The organism is Amycolatopsis sp. A1MSW2902 (genome assembly GCF_017312175.1).
GTDB classification, from domain to species: domain Bacteria; phylum Actinomycetota; class Actinomycetes; order Mycobacteriales; family Pseudonocardiaceae; genus Amycolatopsis; species Amycolatopsis nivea.
This window is the reverse complement of sequence record NZ_QJPO01000001.1, coordinates 7,850,478-7,865,141: the sequence shown is the minus strand read 5'-3', so window position 1 is coordinate 7,865,141 and position 14,664 is coordinate 7,850,478. Positions and strand designations below refer to the sequence as shown.

The following is a 14,664-nucleotide window of genomic DNA, read 5'->3' as shown; positions in this document are numbered from 1 at the left end:
CACCATGACCGAGCAGTCCCCAGCGTTGGACAACCTGCTCACGGAGAGCCGCACGTTTCCTCCCAGCGACGAGTTCGCTGGTCAGGCGAACGCGAAGGCCGATATGTATGCGACGGCGGACGCTGACCGGGAGCAGTTCTGGGCCGGGCAGGCGGAGCGGCTGTCGTGGGACACGAAGTGGTCCCAGGTATTGGACTGGACCAATGCTCCGTTCGCGAAGTGGTTCGTGGGCGGGAAACTGAACGTCGCGTACAACTGCGTGGACCGGCACGTCGAGTCCGGCCACGGGGACCAGGTCGCGATCCACTGGGTCGGCGAACCGGGCGACACGCGCGACATCACCTACGCGCAGCTGAAGGACGAGGTCTCGAAGGCCGCGAACGCGCTGTCGTCGCTGGGCGTCGTCGCCGGGGACGTCGTGGCGATCCAGCTGCAGATGGTGCCCGAGGCGATCTTCGCGATGCTGGCGTGCGCGCGCATCGGAGCCCTGCACAGCGTGGTGTTCGGCGGTTTCTCGCCGACGGCGCTGCGCGCGCGGGTGGACGACGCGGCGGCGAAGATCGTGATCACGTCGGACGGCCAGTACCGCCGCGGCAAGGCCGCGCCGATGAAGGCGAACGTCGACGAAGCCTTGCAGGGCGCGGAAACCGTGCAGAAGGTCATCGTCGTCCGGCGCACCGGCAGCGACCTCGAGGGCGAGACGCCGTGGACCGAGGGCCGCGACCTGTGGTGGCACGAACTGGTCGACGGGCAGTCCACCGAGCACAAGCCGGAAGCGTTCGATTCCGAGCACCCGCTGTTCATCCTCTACACCTCGGGCACCACCGGTAAGCCGAAGGGCATTCTGCACACTTCGGGCGGCTACCTGACCCAGACCGCGTACACCCACAATGTCGTGTTCGACCACAAGCCGGGCGAAGACGTCTATTGGTGCACCGCCGACATCGGCTGGATCACCGGACACTCCTACATCGTGTACGGGCCGCTGGCGAACCGCGTGACCCAGGTCGTCTACGAAGGCACGCCGAACACCCCGCACGAGGGCAGGCACTGGGAAATCATCCAGAAGTACAAGGTCTCGATCTACTACACCGCGCCGACGCTGATCCGCACCTTCATGAAGTGGGGCGAGGACATCCCGGCGAAGTACGACCTGTCCTCGCTGCGGGTCCTCGGCAGCGTGGGCGAGCCGATCAACCCCGAGGCCTGGATCTGGTACCGCGACAAGATCGGCGCGAACAAGACGCCGGTCGTCGACACGTGGTGGCAGACCGAAACCGGCGCGATCATGATCTCGCCGCTGCCCGGCGTCACTGCCGCCAAGCCGGGTTCCGCGCAGCGCGCGCTGCCGGGCATCTCGGCGAAGGTCGTGGACGACACCGGCACCGAGGTCCCGCACGGCGGCGGCGGATACCTGGTGCTGGACAAGCCGTGGCCGTCGATGCTGCGCGGCGTATGGGGCGACGACGAGCGCTTCCGCGACACCTACTGGTCCCGTTTCTCCGAGCAGGGCTACTACTTCGCGGGCGACGGCGCGAAGTACGACGAGGACGGCGACATCTGGCTGCTCGGCCGTGTGGACGACGTCATGAACGTGTCCGGGCACCGGATCTCCACCACCGAGGTCGAGTCCGCGCTCGTGTCGCACCCGACGGTCGCCGAGGCCGCCGTCGTCGGCGCGACCGACCCGACCACCGGACAGGGCATCGTCGCGTTCGTGATCCTGCGCGGCAACGCGGTCGACGGCGGGGATGACGCGGTGCAGGAGCTGCGCAACCACGTCGCGAAGGAGATCGGGCCGATCGCGAAGCCGCGGCAGATCATGGTCGTGGCCGAGCTGCCGAAGACCCGCTCCGGCAAGATCATGCGCCGGCTGCTGCGCGACGTCGCGGAGAACCGCCAGATCGGCGACGTCACCACGCTCGCCGACTCGTCGGTCATGGACCTCATCTCCTCCGGGCTGAACTCCGGCAAGGAGGAGTAAGTTCTTCACCGTCAGGAAGGGACCCTCCCGGCTGGGAGGGTCCCTTCCTGCATTGATCCCCTGAAAGTGCGGGCATCGAACGCATGTTCTAAGATGCCCGCGTACCCAACCCAGATCCGGGCAAGGAGACGACACGAATGTCCGTGGAAGCCTTGACGCACGACGAGGACACTGCGGCCGGGCCGGCGGCGGAGTCATCGCCGCAGGCCGCCGGCACCCCGGAGGCCCCGGAAGTCGCCGAGCCTACCGCCGCTCCCGAAGCTTCGAGCGCCCCGGCGGACGCCCCGAAGCCGGAGTCTTCGCAGGCTGAGGAGACCCCGGCGGTCGAATCGCCGAAGCCGAAGCGCGGCCGCCCGAAGGCCGCGGCGTCGACGGCGAAGAAGACCCGCACCGTGGAGCTCACGCTCACCGTCACCGGCACGGCGGACGGCGAGTGGCAAGCCGAGCTGAAGAACGGCGCCAAGTGGGTCGCGAAGGGCCTTGCCGTTCCGGCCGCGGCGGTTTCGCGCGCGGCGAAGGAACTGCACGACGACCTGTCCGGCCCGATCGACGAGGTCATCAACGCCGCCCGCGAGGCGCAGGCCGCGAAGGTCGCGCAGCTCGAGGCCGAGCTGGAAGCCGCGAAGGCGGCGCTGGCCGAGCTCGACAACTGAGTCAGACCCGGTTCGCCCGGGTCCGGTGTCCACTCGTGGCTCCGGACCCGGGCGTTCGTCGTTTCAGCCCACCGGCGGCCGCCCCGGCAGCGGGGCTTTGAACTCGATCCACCGGCTGTCGGTCAGCGCTTCGACGTGGTGGCGCACGCCGCGCGGATGCACCACGACGTCGCCCGGCCCGAGTTCGGACCACACGCCGTCGACCGTGCCGCACAGCCGCCCTTCCAGCACGTGCACGATGCTGTCGTGGTCGTGGCTGTGCTCGGCCGACGCGACGCCCGCCGGATAACGGATTTCGTACGCCAGACCGTGTTCCGCGCGCGCCCGCTCCCGGATCAGCCCGGTGCCGCCGCGCAACGCCACGCCCTCCACCACCGACAACGTCCGCCACTCCCGCTCCATCCCGGCAGCCTATTCGCCCGGTCAGGCAAGGCACAATTCATTGAGGATTGCCTTTCTTAACCGAATTCCTGCAATCCGGGAAAATGTCGCGCGGAAACAATTTCCGTGATTCACTGAAGCCGTGACCGAAACGATGGGCGACGCGGTGCACGCGCACGAACCGCACGAGGACCTCGGCGGCAAGCTGAACTGGCTGCGCGCCGGGGTTCTCGGCGCGAACGACGGGATCGTGTCCGTCGCGGGCATCGTCGTCGGCGTCGCGGGGGCCACCACCGACAGCACCACCATCCTCACCGCCGGAATTGCCGGGCTCGTCGCGGGCGCGTTTTCCATGGCGGGCGGGGAATACGTGAGCGTGAGCACCCAGCGCGACACCGAACGCGCGCTGCTGCGGCTCGAGAAGCACGAACTGAAAACGATGCCGGAGGCCGAGGAACGCGAACTCGCGCAGATCTACGAGGACAAGGGCCTCTCGCCGGAGCTGGCGAAGCAGGTCGCGCGCGAGCTGACCGACAAGGATCCGCTGCAGGCGCACGCGGAGGCCGAACTCGGCATCGACCCGGACAACCTCACCAGCCCGTGGCAGGCGGCGTGGGCATCGCTGCTGGCGTTCTCCGTCGGCGCGCTGCTGCCGTTGCTGGCGATCGCCTGGACGTCGGTCAGCGTCCGCGTCTGGGCGTGCGCGCTGGCGGTGGTCGTCGGCCTCACGCTCACCGGGTTCGTGAGCGCGAGGCTCGGCAACGCGCAGGCGGGGCGCGCGATCGTCCGCAACGTCGGCGTCGGCGCCCTCACCATGCTCGTCACTTACTTCGTCGGAGTGCTTTTCGGCACCACCGTGGGTTAGTGCCCGGACCCCGCCCCGCCACCACCCTCAACGGAGCGGCTGCGCCGCGCTAGTGCACACCCTTCATCAACTTGCGGATGAAGGGGATCAGCGCGAGCAACACCACGCCGACCACGATCGCGACGCCGCCGATGATGCTGAAGTACGGCACCTCGTCGTGCGGGTCGTAGGACTGCGCGAGCTTGCCCGACATCGCCGTGCCCAGCGAAACCGACAGGAAGTTCAGCGCCACCATCTGCGTCCGGAACGCCTCCGGCGCGAGCTTCGTCGACAGCGAAAGCCCGACCGGCGACAGCATCAGCTCGGCGATCGTGAACACCAGCAGGATGCCGGCCAGCGCGAGCAGCGGGCTGCCGTTCTGCCCGGTGTGCGCCATCGGCAGGAACAGCAGGAACGCCACGCCCATGAGCACCGTGCCGAGCACGAACTTCATCGGCGTCGACGGCTGCTTCGGGCCGAGCTTCGTCCAGACCGCCGCGATGATCGGGGCGAACACGATGATGAACACCGGGTTGATCGAGTTGACCCAGGACACCGGCATCGTCCAGCCGAACAGGTCGCGGTCGAGCCGCTGGTCGCTGTAGACCGAGACGACCGTCGACTGCTGCTGGTACAGCGAGAAGAACGCGGCGCTCGCGATGTACATCGGGATGAACGACAGCACCCGGCTGCGCTCGTCCGAGGTGATCTTCTTGCTGGACAGGATCGCGACGAAGTAGACCACCGAGATCGCGACGACCACGTAGACCACGACGTCGGCGAGGTTGTCCGGGGTGACCACGCCGGACATGATCAGCGCGACGACCGCGGCGACGATCACCACGGCCACGCCGATCACGAGCACGCGCTGCGAGGAAGGCAGCGGGTTGGGCACCTCGGACGCCTTCGCGCCGAGGTTCTTCCGCCCGATCGTGTACTGGATCAGCCCGAGCGCCATGCCGATCGCGGCGAGCCCGAAGCCGAGGTGGAAGCCGCCGTTCTGCTGGGCGAGCCCGGTCAGCAGCGGGCCGATGAACCCGCCGATGTTGACGCCCATGTAGAAGATCGTGAATCCGGCGTCGCGCCGCTCGTCGCCCTCGGCGTACAGCGTGCCGACCACCGAGGTCGCGTTGCCCTTGAGCCCGCCGGACCCGAGCGCGACGCACGCGAGACCGACGCCGACGCCGGTCAGGCCGGGCAGCACGGCCAGCGCGATGTGCCCGATCATCACCACGATGGCGCTGTAGAACAGCGTGCGTTCGGAGCCGAGCAGCCGGTCGGCGATCCACGCGCCGACGACCGTGGCGAGGTAGACCGTGCCGCCGTACGCGCCGACGATGCCGAGCGCGGCGCTCTGGTCGATCCCGAGGCCGCCCTTGTCGGCCTGGTAGTAGAGGTAGATGGCGAGGATGCCCTGCATCCCGTAGAAGGAGAAGCGCTCCCACATCTCCACGCCGAAGAGGTTCGCCAACCCCCTCGGGTGCCCGAAAAATCTGGTGTCGGCCTGGGCGTCGATAGGGGTGCTCACTACTGCCTCGTCCCTGTATTCAACATCGTTGTCGTTCTCTCCTGGCATGCTAGAAGGCGAACAGGTGAACGAAAAACCGGCGTCAGTATGGACTAGACAACTTGGCCGCGGCGACGGGCTGACCGGCGTTTGCGTACGGCTCGGCCAGATGCGAGCGTCATCGGGCAGTTCTGGGTTGCCGTTCGTCTCGGGCGGGCGGTAATCGGCGACTGCGGACGGTAAACTGGAGATCGGTGTGCCGGGAAGTCTGGTCGGCGGGAGAGCCGCCGTCCCCACAAGGAGTTTTTCGTGACCCCAGCCCGCGCCGTCGCCGAATTCGCCCGTTTCCTCCGCACGGAAACCACTGGCGGGCTGATCCTGCTCGCCGCCACCGCGGTCGCCCTAGTCTGGGCCAACTCGCCGCTCGCGCCCGCTTACGAGGCATTGCGCGACTTCCGGCTCGGCCCGGAGTTCCTGCACCTCAACCTCACCCTCGGCGACTGGGCGAAGGACGGCCTGCTCGCGCTGTTCTTCTTCGTCGCGGGGCTTGAGCTCAAACGAGAACTGGTGGTCGGCGAGCTGTCCCGGTGGCGGCAGGCGGTGCTGCCGGTGATCGCCGCGGTCGGCGGGATGGTCGTGCCCGCGGTGCTCGCGCTGTCGATCGCCTGGGGCACGCCCGGCGTCGACCGGGCGTGGGCGATCCCGGTGGCCACGGACATCGCGTTCGCGCTCGGCGTGCTCGCGCTGACCGCCTCGAACCTGCCGAGCAGCGCCCGGGTCTTCCTGCTTTCCCTTGCCGTGGTGGACGACCTCGGCGCGATTCTCGTCATCGCGATCCTCTTCACCAGCAGTTTCAACCTGATCGCGGCGGCGGTCGCGGTGGTCGCGCTCGGGCTTTACGCCTTCCTGCAGCACAAGCGCGTCCGGACGCCATGGCTGTACGTGCCGATCGCGCTGATCACCTGGGTCGCGGTGCATTCGGCGGGCATCCACGCGACGATCGCCGGCGTCGCGCTCGGGCTGCTCACTCGCGTCCGCGAGGACGAGGGCGAGGAGGAAGCACCCGCGGTCCGGCTCGAGCACCGCTTGCAGCCGTGGTCAGCGGCGGTGGCGGTGCCGGTGTTCGCCTTGTTCGCCGCGGGGATCTCGGTGAACGGCGACGCGCTGTCGACGGTTTTCACCACCGCGTTGCCGCTGGCTGTCCTCATCGGACTGGTCGTCGGGAAGTTCGTCGGCATCTTCGGGGCGAGCCTGCTGGCGGTGAAGCTGCACGTGGCGGAAAAGCCCAGCGGGATGAGCTGGCGAGACGTGGCCGCGCTGTCCGTGCTCGGCGGCGTCGGGTTCACCGTCAGCCTGCTGATCGCCGAACTCGCGCTGCCCGAGGACATGGCCGAAGTGGCCAAGGCGGCTGTCTTGATCGCCTCCGCGATCGCCTCGCTGACCGCCGCCGTGCTGCTCCTGCGGCGCAGCCGGGTACACGCGAAGGCGGGTTGATCCCGACACTCCCGCCGGTCCGTCGCGCCTCGCGTACGGCCACGTGGCACGATGACCCAGTGAGCAGCCCCAAACACGAGCGCACCAGCCCCGACGGCGTGGGGGCCGTGCCGTACCTGCCCCTGTCCAGCGACGAGGAAGCCGCGGCGAGCGAGCAGTCCATCGGCAAGCTCGTCGGCGACGCCACCCAGCACCTGTCGACGCTGGTCCGCGCCGAAATCGAGCTGGCGAAAGCCGAGCTGGCGCAGGAAGCGAAGAAGGCGCTCAAGGGGACGGTCTTCTTCCTGATCGCCCTCACCGTCTTTCTGTACAGCACCTTCTTCCTGTTCCTGCTGATCGCCGAGGGTCTGTCGGACTGGTGGGGCATCCGCTGGCCCGCGTTCGCGACGGTGTTCGGCCTGATGCTGATCACCGTGGGCGCGACCGCGTTCCTCGGCTGGCGCAAGGTGAAGAAGCTGCGCGCGCCGGAACGCACGATCAGCAGCGTCAAGGAGACGGCGGAGGCGTTCAAGCGCAAGCCGGTCGAAGACGACGACCTGCCCTCGACGCAGGGCTGACGCCAGCCCGCGCGCCGGTGGTGGAGCTGACGCCGGACCCGTCGAGCGTGCGGGTCGACGGGCCGTGGACGCATCGCGACGTCTCGGCCAACGGCATCCGCCTGCACGTAGCCGAATGCGGCGAGGGCCCGTTAGTGCTGCTCCTGCACGGGTTCGCGGGTTTCTGGTGGACCTGGCGACACCAGCTGCCCGCGCTGGCCGACGCCGGTTTCCGCGCGGTAGCGGTAGATCTGCGCGGCTACGGCGACTCGGACAAACCCCCGCGCGGCTATGACGCGTGGACCCTGGCAGGCGACGTAGGCGGCCTGATCAAGACCCTGGGCGCCCGCCGGGCACACCTGGTAGGCCACGCCTGGGGCGGCATGCTCGCCTGGACAGTCGCAGCACTGCACCCCCGCCTGGTGTCCTCGGTGACCGCCATCGGCGCCGCACACCCGCTAGCGTTCAAGTCGGCGGTGAAGCGCACCAGCAGCCAGATCCGCGCCGCAGGCCACCTTTTCCGCTTCCAGGTACCGATGGCCCCGGAAAAATGGCTGGTCCGCGACAACGCGGCGGCAGTAGAAGAACTGTTCGGCAAATGGTCCGGAGAGACCTGGCGCTCCTCCTCGGACTTCACCAAGACCGTGCCGCCGTTCCGCCAAGCCATGCTGGTCCCAGGCGTCGCCCACTCCGCACTGGAGTACTACCGCTGGGCCTTCCGCGCCCAGTTCCGAGGCGAAGGCCGACGCTTCACCGACGCAGTCAACGCCCGCATCACCGCCCCCGTACTGCAGTTGCACGGCGCGGACGACACCTGCATCCTCCCGGAAACCGCACTGGCGTCAGTCCACTGGGCAGGCCCGCACAGCGAACCAAAACTCTGGCCAGGCATCGGCCACTTCCCCCAGCTAGAAGACCCAGACCGAGTAACAAAGTCCGTTGTGGACTTCATCCGCTAACGACAACACAACCCGCAACAGACCCACCCAACGAGCGAGGCACCCAGCCCCTCCCCCGCACCCCGATACGAAGCTCATCTGCGGTCGGTGGGTGCTTGTCAAGGCATCTTTCCCGCCTTGACAAGCACCCACCGACCGTCAGCACAATCAAGCTTCGGGGTGCCCCACGCACGCCAGAGCGCAATGTCGCCGCCAGGCGACGAGCCGAGGCAGACTCAACTAGCGCAAGCCCCAGTCCCCACCCGAGCAGTCTGCGACGAAGCAGCATCAACCTCACTGCGCACCTGATCCGCGGTCAACGTAAACCCGGTATCCGGATCCTCCACCGCAGCCCCGAAAACCACCCCGATGACATCCCCATCAGGAGTAATCATCGGCCCCCCGGAATTCCCGCTCCGCACCGTCCCCCGAACCGTAAACACATCCCGCTGCACAGTACGAGAGTCATAAATATCCGGCCCCCGCAAATTAATCCGCCCCCGAACCCGAGCCGGAGTAGCCGTATAGGGCCCATCCAACGGATACCCCAACACCACCGCATTATCCCCAGCCCGAGCAGTCTGCGGCGCAAACGGCAACACCGGTGCCTTCAACCCCGGCACCGCCAACACCGCAATATCAACCTCCGGATTGAAGTAAACAACCCGAGCCCGGTAATCCCCCGAGGTCGACTCAATCCCGACCTCGTCAGTCCCCGCCACCACATGCGCATTGGTCATAACCCGCTGCGGCGCAACCACAAACCCACTGCCCTCAAGCGCCCGAGAACAAGAAGGCGCGTTCCCCCGAATCTTCACCACACTGGGATGCACCCGCTTAGCCACAGCGGACACATTGAGCGAAGTATCCGGCGGCGGCGTATCCGCCGAAGGCGCCTTCTCAAACGGCGACAACGCAGACGGAAACCCAGACGCGTCAAGCAACTTCCGCAGATCACTGGGAAGCCCCTGCGCCTCAGCAGGCATCAGGTCATTGACCTCACCCAGCACGACCGACGAGTTGATCGACTTAGCCAACCCAGGAATCGCCGACACCGTAGTCAACGGATTCGCGACCAGCCAAGCAACCACGAACACCGCAGCCGCCTGCAAGATCGCACCGAGCGTCTTGTCGATGCCGGAAAGCTTGTCGGGATTGATCTTCTGCCGCAGCTTCCGCCCGACCCACACGCCGAGCGTCTCGCCGAGCACGATCAGGAACACGACCACCGCGAACGCGAAAGCCACCTTGGCGACCGGACTGTCGAAAAGGCTGATCACGAACGGCGCCAGCTTCACCCCGGCCACCGCGCCGAGCGCGACGCCCACGAGCGCGGGCAGCGCGACGATCACGCCCTGGAACGCACCGGAAACCGCGGCCATGACCGCGAGCAGCAGGACGACGACATCGACCCAGTTCACCGCGCCGTCACTCCTCGATAGAACCGTCCCGGGCCGCCGACCGGCCCTGATGTTCGGCCCACGCTACGTCAAGCTCGCGCACATCGCCGGTGTCCCACTCCCGTTCCCAGCCGCCGAGCGAGAGCAGCACGGACAGCAGACCGGCGGTGAAACCCCAGACGAACAGGCCGTCGACGGTGAACGCCGGACCTCGCCACGACGCGTCGCCGCGGCGCACGGTGAACCGGTTGGCCGGGTCGGCGAGGTCGGCCAGCGACACCCGCGCGACCGCCGCCGTCTCGGCCGGATCGACCGCGCGCACCGGCGACGGGGTGTGCCAATGCGCCAGCACCGGCGTCACCGCGAACCTCGACACCGGCACGAAGAGCTCCGGCAGCACCGCGACCGGCAGGATTCCCGACGGGTCGACGCCGGTCTCCTCCTCGGCCTCGCGCAGCGCCGTGCCGACCGGGCCGTCGTCGCCGTCCTCCGCGCCGCCGCCGGGGAAGGAAACCTGCCCGGCGTGCGAGCCGAGCGTGTCCGCCCGCCGCTGCAACAGGACGTCCGGACCGTCTCCGCCGGGTCGTTCGCCGAACAGGATGAGCACCGCGGCGGCGCGGGTGAGCAGGTCTTCCGGCGGGCTGAACCGGGTGAACGTGCGGCTGTCGACCTCGCCGGACACCTTCACCAGCGGCCGCAGCCATTCCGGCACGGCTTCGGGTTCGACGAGCGGTCCGGTGGTCATGAGTAGTCCTTCACAGCAGCGCGCACCTGGTCAGTGTTGTCGAACACCCGCGGGTTCGCGATGAACCGGACCTGGCCGTCCGCGGTGACCAGGTACGACGCGGGCAGCGACGAGGGCACCTTGAGCGCGGTGCGGATGGGACCGGTCTGGCCGTCGCCGTCGTAGAGCGACGGCAGGTGCACGCCGAGTCGCTGGAACAGGCCGAGCCCGTCCGAAGCCGGGCTGGCGACCTGCACGCCGACCACGCGCACCGCTCCCGGCTCGGCGGCGTACCGCTGCAGCACCGGCAGTTCCGTGCGGCACGGCTGGCACCACGACGCCCACACGTTGACCAGCACCGGACCGCCGCCGAGGACCTTGCCGACGTCCACCCTGGACCCGTCGCCGAGGCAGTCCGCCTCGATCCCGGACAGCTGGCCGACCGCCTTCGCCGCGGCAGGCGGGCAAGCCTGGAGCTTCGCCGCCGCGCGCGCCGCGGTGAGGTCGCCGGACGCGGGCGGTGCGGCTGTCGAATCGCCGCCGCGCAACGTCAGGACGGCGACCAACGCGGCCACCGCCAGCACCGCGACCCCGAGCGCCCATTTGGTGACTGCAGTCACCCGCGCGCCGCCAGCTCGAGAATGTGGTCCTTCTCCGGGCCCTTGACCAGTTTCGCGGCCACCTCGAACTCGGTGGGCCCGGTGCCGAACGACGGGCAGTCCTTGCGCAGCGGACACGCGCCGCAGGCCGGTTTCCGGGCGTGGCACACGCGGCGGCCGTGGAAAATCACGCGGTGGGACAGCATGGTCCACTCTTTGCGCGGGATCAGCTCGCCGACCGCGTGCTCGACCTTGACCGGATCCTCTTCCGCGGTCCAGCCCCAGCGCCGCACGAGGCGGCCGAAGTGAGTGTCCACTGTGATTCCCGGCACGTCGAAAGCGTTGCCGAGCACGACATTCGCGGTCTTGCGGCCGACGCCGGGCAGCGTGACGAGGTCGTCCAGTTTCTTCGGCACCTCGCCGCCGTAGCGCTCCACGAGCGCCGCGCCGAGACCCATCAGCGAATTCGCCTTCGCCCGGAAAAACCCGGTCGTGCGCAGGTATTCCTCGAGTTCGGCGCGCTCCGCTCCGGCGTAATCGGCCGCGGTGCGGTACTTCTTGAACAACGCGGGCGTGACGAGGTTCACCCGCACGTCCGTGGTCTGCGCCGACAACACCACCGCGACCAGCAGTTCCAGCGGATTCGTGAAGTCCAGCTCGGCCTTCGCGTCCGGATAAACCTCGTCGAGGCAACGTTTCATCCGCCGGGCGCGTCTCACGAGAGCGAGCCGGCTTTCTTCGCGGTCCGCGCGGGGCCCGTTCGGGACAACAGGGGGCACCCCGATAGCCTACGGGCGAGTCGGACGAGCCGGTCGGGAGCATCCGCCGGTGGACGGCCGAACCGCCAGAGCACCACCTCTGCGGGCCGCGCGTCCGCCCTGAGCGAGGATCTGGAGATCCATGACCGAGTGCGTCACCGAAAACAGCGGAGCTGTGGCATGACCGTGTGGTTCGTGATCTTGGTCCCGCTGGTGATCATGTTCTTCGCGTTGTTCATGGAACGGGTCGAGAGCAGGCTCAAGCACGTCGCGGTTCAGGAGAACGAGGTCGAGGAGTTCCTGGAGCAGGCCCAGCCCAACGAGGTCAGGGCCCTGTACGGGCACGGGATCGGCCGCGCGCTCGAGCTGTTCCGGCTCCGCAGGCTCGGCGGACGGGCAGCCAGGCTACGCGCGCGCAAGGTGCGGAGTTAGGCTGCTCAGTCGGACGTGATCGTTCCAGGCAGCCGCGCCGGGCGCGGCGAGCTGACGAGCGATCTGCCCGACACGCCCTAGACTGACGCGAAAGTGATCGGCGACACTGCCTTCGGCCTGCGAAGGAAGTGATCGTTTCTCGACGAGGAGGCACCCGAGGTGGACGAAACCCTGGCCCGTGCGGGCATTTTCCAGGGTGTGGAGCCGGCAGCGGCGGAGGCGCTGGCCCAGACCTTGGAATCCGTGGAGTTCCCCCGCGGCCATGTCATCTTCAACGAGGGCGAGCCGGGCGACCGGCTGTACATCATCCAGTCCGGCAAGGTGAAGATCGGCCGCAAGTCCCCGGACGGCCGCGAGAACCTGCTGTGGATCGCCGGTCCGTCCGACATGTTCGGCGAACTGTCCATCTTCGACCCCGGCCCGCGCACGTCCGGCGCCACGACGGTCACCGAGGTCCGCGCGGTCACCATGGACCGCCCGGCGCTGCGGCAGTGGATCGCCACCCGCCCGGAGATCGCCGAGCAGCTGCTGCGCGTCGTCGCGCGCCGCCTGCGCCGCACGAACAACATGGTCGCGGAGCTGATCTTCACCGACGTCCCCGGCCGCGTGGCCCGTGCGCTGCTGCAGCTGGCGCAGCGCTTCGGCAGCCAGGAGGCGGGCCTGCTGCGGGTCACGCACGACCTGACGCAGGAAGAGATCGCCCAGTACGTCGGCGCGTCCCGCGAGACCGTCAACAAGGCGCTCGCCGACTTCGCGCACCGCGGCTGGCTGCGGCTCGAGGGCAAGAGCGTGCTGATCCTCGACCCGGAGCGGCTCGCTCGCCGCGCCCGCTGATCTTCCCCCGAGTGGGTTAATCCGCACGGGTTTTTCGAAGGCCACCTCCTACTGGGGGTGGCCTTCGTGCGTGCGTACCGGACTATCCCCCACAAGAGCGGCATTCCGCTCCGGCCACGTGTCGCCGCCGGCTTCGGCCGGTCCGGCCGGGAAAATGACAAGGAGCCGGGCGCCACCCCCGACGTGGCGCACCGGCTCCTCGCCTGCGCACGGATCATCCCCCGACGACCCGCGCTCCCCGCCCTCCGGACCAGGCCCCGACCCATATGCCGGAGGGAGCTGGGTGCTGCAGTGCTGTCCAGCCCGTAATGGGCTGTCGTTCAACCATCACGGCCAAAACTCACGAATTCAAGGCCATTCACCCTCAAGGACGCCAAGACCGCGTCTTCGTTGCACGAGTTCACGAAGAATCCAGCTGGTGTTATCGGATCGAGACCTTTAGGTCACGCAACCGGGCCGCCACCGCCGCCGGGGCGGGCTGCTCAGCGATCTGAGCGGCCAGCGAGTCCGCGGACGCCCGGTAGGCCGGACCGGCGAGCACCGTCTGGACCGCGTCGAGGATTCCGTCGCCGGAGTCGACCGCGATTCCGGCTTCCGCGGCCTGGATCTGCGCGGCGACTTCGAAATGATCAGTCGCCAACGGCAGGACCACCAGCGGCACGCCGTGCGCGAGCGCGCCGAGAACGGTCGCCGAGCCGCCGTGGCAGACCACCGCGTCGACGGCGGGCAGCAGCTGCGTCTGCGGCACGAACTGCTCGATCCGCACGTGGTCCGGCTGCTGTCCGAACCGGCCGACGTCGCTGTCCCGGCCGATCGTCGCCACGACGTTCATCGGCTCGTCGCGCAGCGCGGCCACCATTCCCTCCAGCACGCCTGGCCGAGCGTTGTGGGTGGTGCCGAGGGTGACGTAGACGGTCCGGTCGTAGGGCAGCCCGTCGAGGACTGCCGGACGCGGACCGGGCGTCGGCGTCACGCCAGCGGGCTGGAGCGGCCAGCGCGTCGGGTACTCCCACCCGACGTCAGGCGGGATCAATCCCGTCGGCCAGAAGTCCAGGTACGGCACGGCATCGCGCGGCGGCAGCTCGTCGAGCCCGCGTTCGCGGACCAGACCGTTCGCGACTTCCCACGCCCGCTCCATCGTCGCGGCGGACTTCGGCGGACCGATCGCGTGCATCGCGTACGGCACGCCGGCCAGGCACGCAGCCATCACGGCCGCGCGTTCGGCGAGGTTGGCGATGACGAGATCCGGCCGCCAGTCGCGGACGAACTCGACCATGGCGTCGAGCCGCGCAGCCGCGCCGAGCCCGACCATGTACTCGGCGACCAGATGGGAGAGCCGCTCGTCCGCAGTCATCCCGGCCATCTCCTCGCGAGCCCGCTGCCACATCGAGGCCGCGGCGGCGGGGTCGCTCGGCTGTCCCACCGACACCGCCTGCAGACCGGTGTTTTCCAGGTACTGAACGGCTTCCGGGCCGGTCACGAACGCGACCTCGTCCCCAGCGGCGCGGGCCGCCTTGGCGAGCGGAAGCATCGGCGCGAGATGGCTGTACCCAGCTCCGGAGGAGAACATCAGCCGCATC

The 14,664-nt window shown here is 68.6% G+C and carries 15 protein-coding genes; 8 read left to right on the top strand and 7 right to left on the bottom strand.

What is annotated here, in order from left to right; translation table 11 throughout:
- Window positions 1–4: 4 nt before the first annotated feature.
- The gene (acs, locus tag DMP23_RS36745; protein ID WP_037808375.1) at window positions 5–1,984 is read left to right on the top strand and encodes an acetate--CoA ligase; all 1,980 of its coding nucleotides are present in this window, start codon (window positions 5–7) and stop codon (window positions 1,982–1,984) included.
- A 137-nt stretch (window positions 1,985–2,121) separates the two neighbouring features.
- The gene (locus DMP23_RS36740; RefSeq protein ID WP_043827095.1) at window positions 2,122–2,637 is read left to right on the top strand and encodes a DUF6319 family protein; all 516 of its coding nucleotides are present in this window, start codon (window positions 2,122–2,124) and stop codon (window positions 2,635–2,637) included.
- 63 nt (window positions 2,638–2,700) lie between these two features.
- Here the strand turns inward: DMP23_RS36740 and DMP23_RS36735 are convergent, their stop codons facing one another.
- Window positions 2,701–3,039 (bottom strand): cupin domain-containing protein, encoded by a 339-nt coding sequence (locus DMP23_RS36735; protein WP_337823774.1) that lies wholly within the window; start codon window positions 3,037–3,039, stop codon window positions 2,701–2,703.
- A gap of 121 nt (window positions 3,040–3,160) precedes the next feature.
- Here DMP23_RS36735 and DMP23_RS36730 point away from each other — a divergent pair, with 121 nt between their 5' ends.
- A complete protein-coding gene (locus tag DMP23_RS36730) occupies window positions 3,161–3,883 on the top strand; it encodes a VIT1/CCC1 transporter family protein (RefSeq protein ID WP_037808379.1) in 723 nt (240 codons plus the stop codon).
- Between the two features lie 49 nt (window positions 3,884–3,932).
- Here DMP23_RS36730 and DMP23_RS36725 read toward each other — a convergent pair whose 3' ends face one another.
- Complete coding sequence (locus DMP23_RS36725) at window positions 3,933–5,390, bottom strand: peptide MFS transporter (RefSeq protein WP_134728514.1); 1,458 nt, start codon at window positions 5,388–5,390, stop codon at window positions 3,933–3,935.
- 288 nt (window positions 5,391–5,678) lie between these two features.
- Between DMP23_RS36725 and nhaA the strand changes: the two genes are divergently transcribed.
- From nhaA to DMP23_RS36710, 3 genes are read left to right on the top strand one after another with little or no spacing between them, the layout of a single operon-like run.
- On the top strand, window positions 5,679–6,863 hold the full coding sequence (gene nhaA, locus DMP23_RS36720) for a Na+/H+ antiporter NhaA (RefSeq protein WP_134728515.1): 1,185 nt from the start codon (window positions 5,679–5,681) through the stop codon (window positions 6,861–6,863).
- 59 nt (window positions 6,864–6,922) lie between these two features.
- Window positions 6,923–7,420 (top strand): phage holin family protein, encoded by a 498-nt coding sequence (locus tag DMP23_RS36715; RefSeq protein ID WP_134728516.1) that lies wholly within the window; start codon window positions 6,923–6,925, stop codon window positions 7,418–7,420.
- Window positions 7,421–7,440: 20 nt separating this feature from the next.
- Entirely contained in the window at window positions 7,441–8,358 is a 918-nt protein-coding gene (locus tag DMP23_RS36710) for an alpha/beta fold hydrolase (protein ID WP_337824481.1), read from the top strand.
- Between the two features lie 215 nt (window positions 8,359–8,573).
- On the opposite strand, the gene DMP23_RS36705 is transcribed toward DMP23_RS36710, so the two are convergent.
- Genes DMP23_RS36705 through nth form a run of 4 tightly spaced genes read right to left on the bottom strand, consistent with a single transcriptional unit; the run spans window position 8,574 to window position 11,761 of the window.
- Window positions 8,574–9,758: a MarP family serine protease gene (locus DMP23_RS36705; RefSeq protein ID WP_037808384.1), complete on the bottom strand. Its 1,185-nt coding sequence runs from the start codon at window positions 9,756–9,758 to the stop codon at window positions 8,574–8,576.
- A gap of 7 nt (window positions 9,759–9,765) precedes the next feature.
- Window positions 9,766–10,482: an NUDIX hydrolase gene (locus tag DMP23_RS36700; protein ID WP_037808385.1), complete on the bottom strand. Its 717-nt coding sequence runs from the start codon at window positions 10,480–10,482 to the stop codon at window positions 9,766–9,768.
- On the bottom strand, window positions 10,479–11,081 hold the full coding sequence (locus tag DMP23_RS36695; protein WP_037808386.1) for a TlpA family protein disulfide reductase: 603 nt from the start codon (window positions 11,079–11,081) through the stop codon (window positions 10,479–10,481). Before DMP23_RS36695 ends, DMP23_RS36700 begins: the two co-directional genes overlap by 4 nt.
- A complete protein-coding gene (gene nth / locus DMP23_RS36690) occupies window positions 11,078–11,761 on the bottom strand; it encodes an endonuclease III (protein WP_037808387.1) in 684 nt (227 codons plus the stop codon). The genes DMP23_RS36695 and nth overlap by 4 nt, the downstream gene beginning before the upstream one ends.
- Window positions 11,762–11,998: 237 nt before the next feature.
- On the opposite strand from nth, the gene DMP23_RS36685 reads away from it, so the two are divergent.
- On the top strand, window positions 11,999–12,250 hold the full coding sequence (locus tag DMP23_RS36685; protein ID WP_037369289.1) for a hypothetical protein: 252 nt from the start codon (window positions 11,999–12,001) through the stop codon (window positions 12,248–12,250).
- 159 nt (window positions 12,251–12,409) lie between these two features.
- Window positions 12,410–13,084 (top strand): Crp/Fnr family transcriptional regulator, encoded by a 675-nt coding sequence (locus DMP23_RS36680; protein WP_009084463.1) that lies wholly within the window; start codon window positions 12,410–12,412, stop codon window positions 13,082–13,084.
- A gap of 421 nt (window positions 13,085–13,505) precedes the next feature.
- Here the strand turns inward: DMP23_RS36680 and DMP23_RS36675 are convergent, their stop codons facing one another.
- Window positions 13,506–14,663, bottom strand: a complete 1,158-nt coding sequence (locus DMP23_RS36675; RefSeq protein WP_337823773.1) for a glycosyltransferase — start codon at window positions 14,661–14,663, stop codon at window positions 13,506–13,508.
- Between the last annotated feature and the right edge of the window lies 1 nt (window position 14,664).

Excerpts from the sequence above, each read along its gene's own strand:
- DMP23_RS36685 (WP_037369289.1), top strand. The coding sequence starts at position 11,999 with ATGACCGTGTGGTTCGTGATCTTGGTCCCGCTGGTGATCATGTTCTTC.
- DMP23_RS36700 (WP_037808385.1), bottom strand. The coding sequence starts at position 10,482 with ATGACCACCGGACCGCTCGTCGAACCCGAAGCCGTGCCGGAATGGCTG.
- DMP23_RS36735 (WP_337823774.1), bottom strand. The coding sequence starts at position 3,039 with ATGGAGCGGGAGTGGCGGACGTTGTCGGTGGTGGAGGGCGTGGCGTTG.
- acs (WP_037808375.1), top strand. The coding sequence starts at position 5 with ATGACCGAGCAGTCCCCAGCGTTGGACAACCTGCTCACGGAGAGCCGC.
- DMP23_RS36740 (WP_043827095.1), top strand. The coding sequence starts at position 2,122 with ATGTCCGTGGAAGCCTTGACGCACGACGAGGACACTGCGGCCGGGCCG.
- nth (WP_037808387.1), bottom strand. The coding sequence starts at position 11,761 with ATGAAACGTTGCCTCGACGAGGTTTATCCGGACGCGAAGGCCGAGCTG.
- DMP23_RS36675 (WP_337823773.1), bottom strand. The coding sequence starts at position 14,663 with ATGCGGCTGATGTTCTCCTCCGGAGCTGGGTACAGCCATCTCGCGCCG.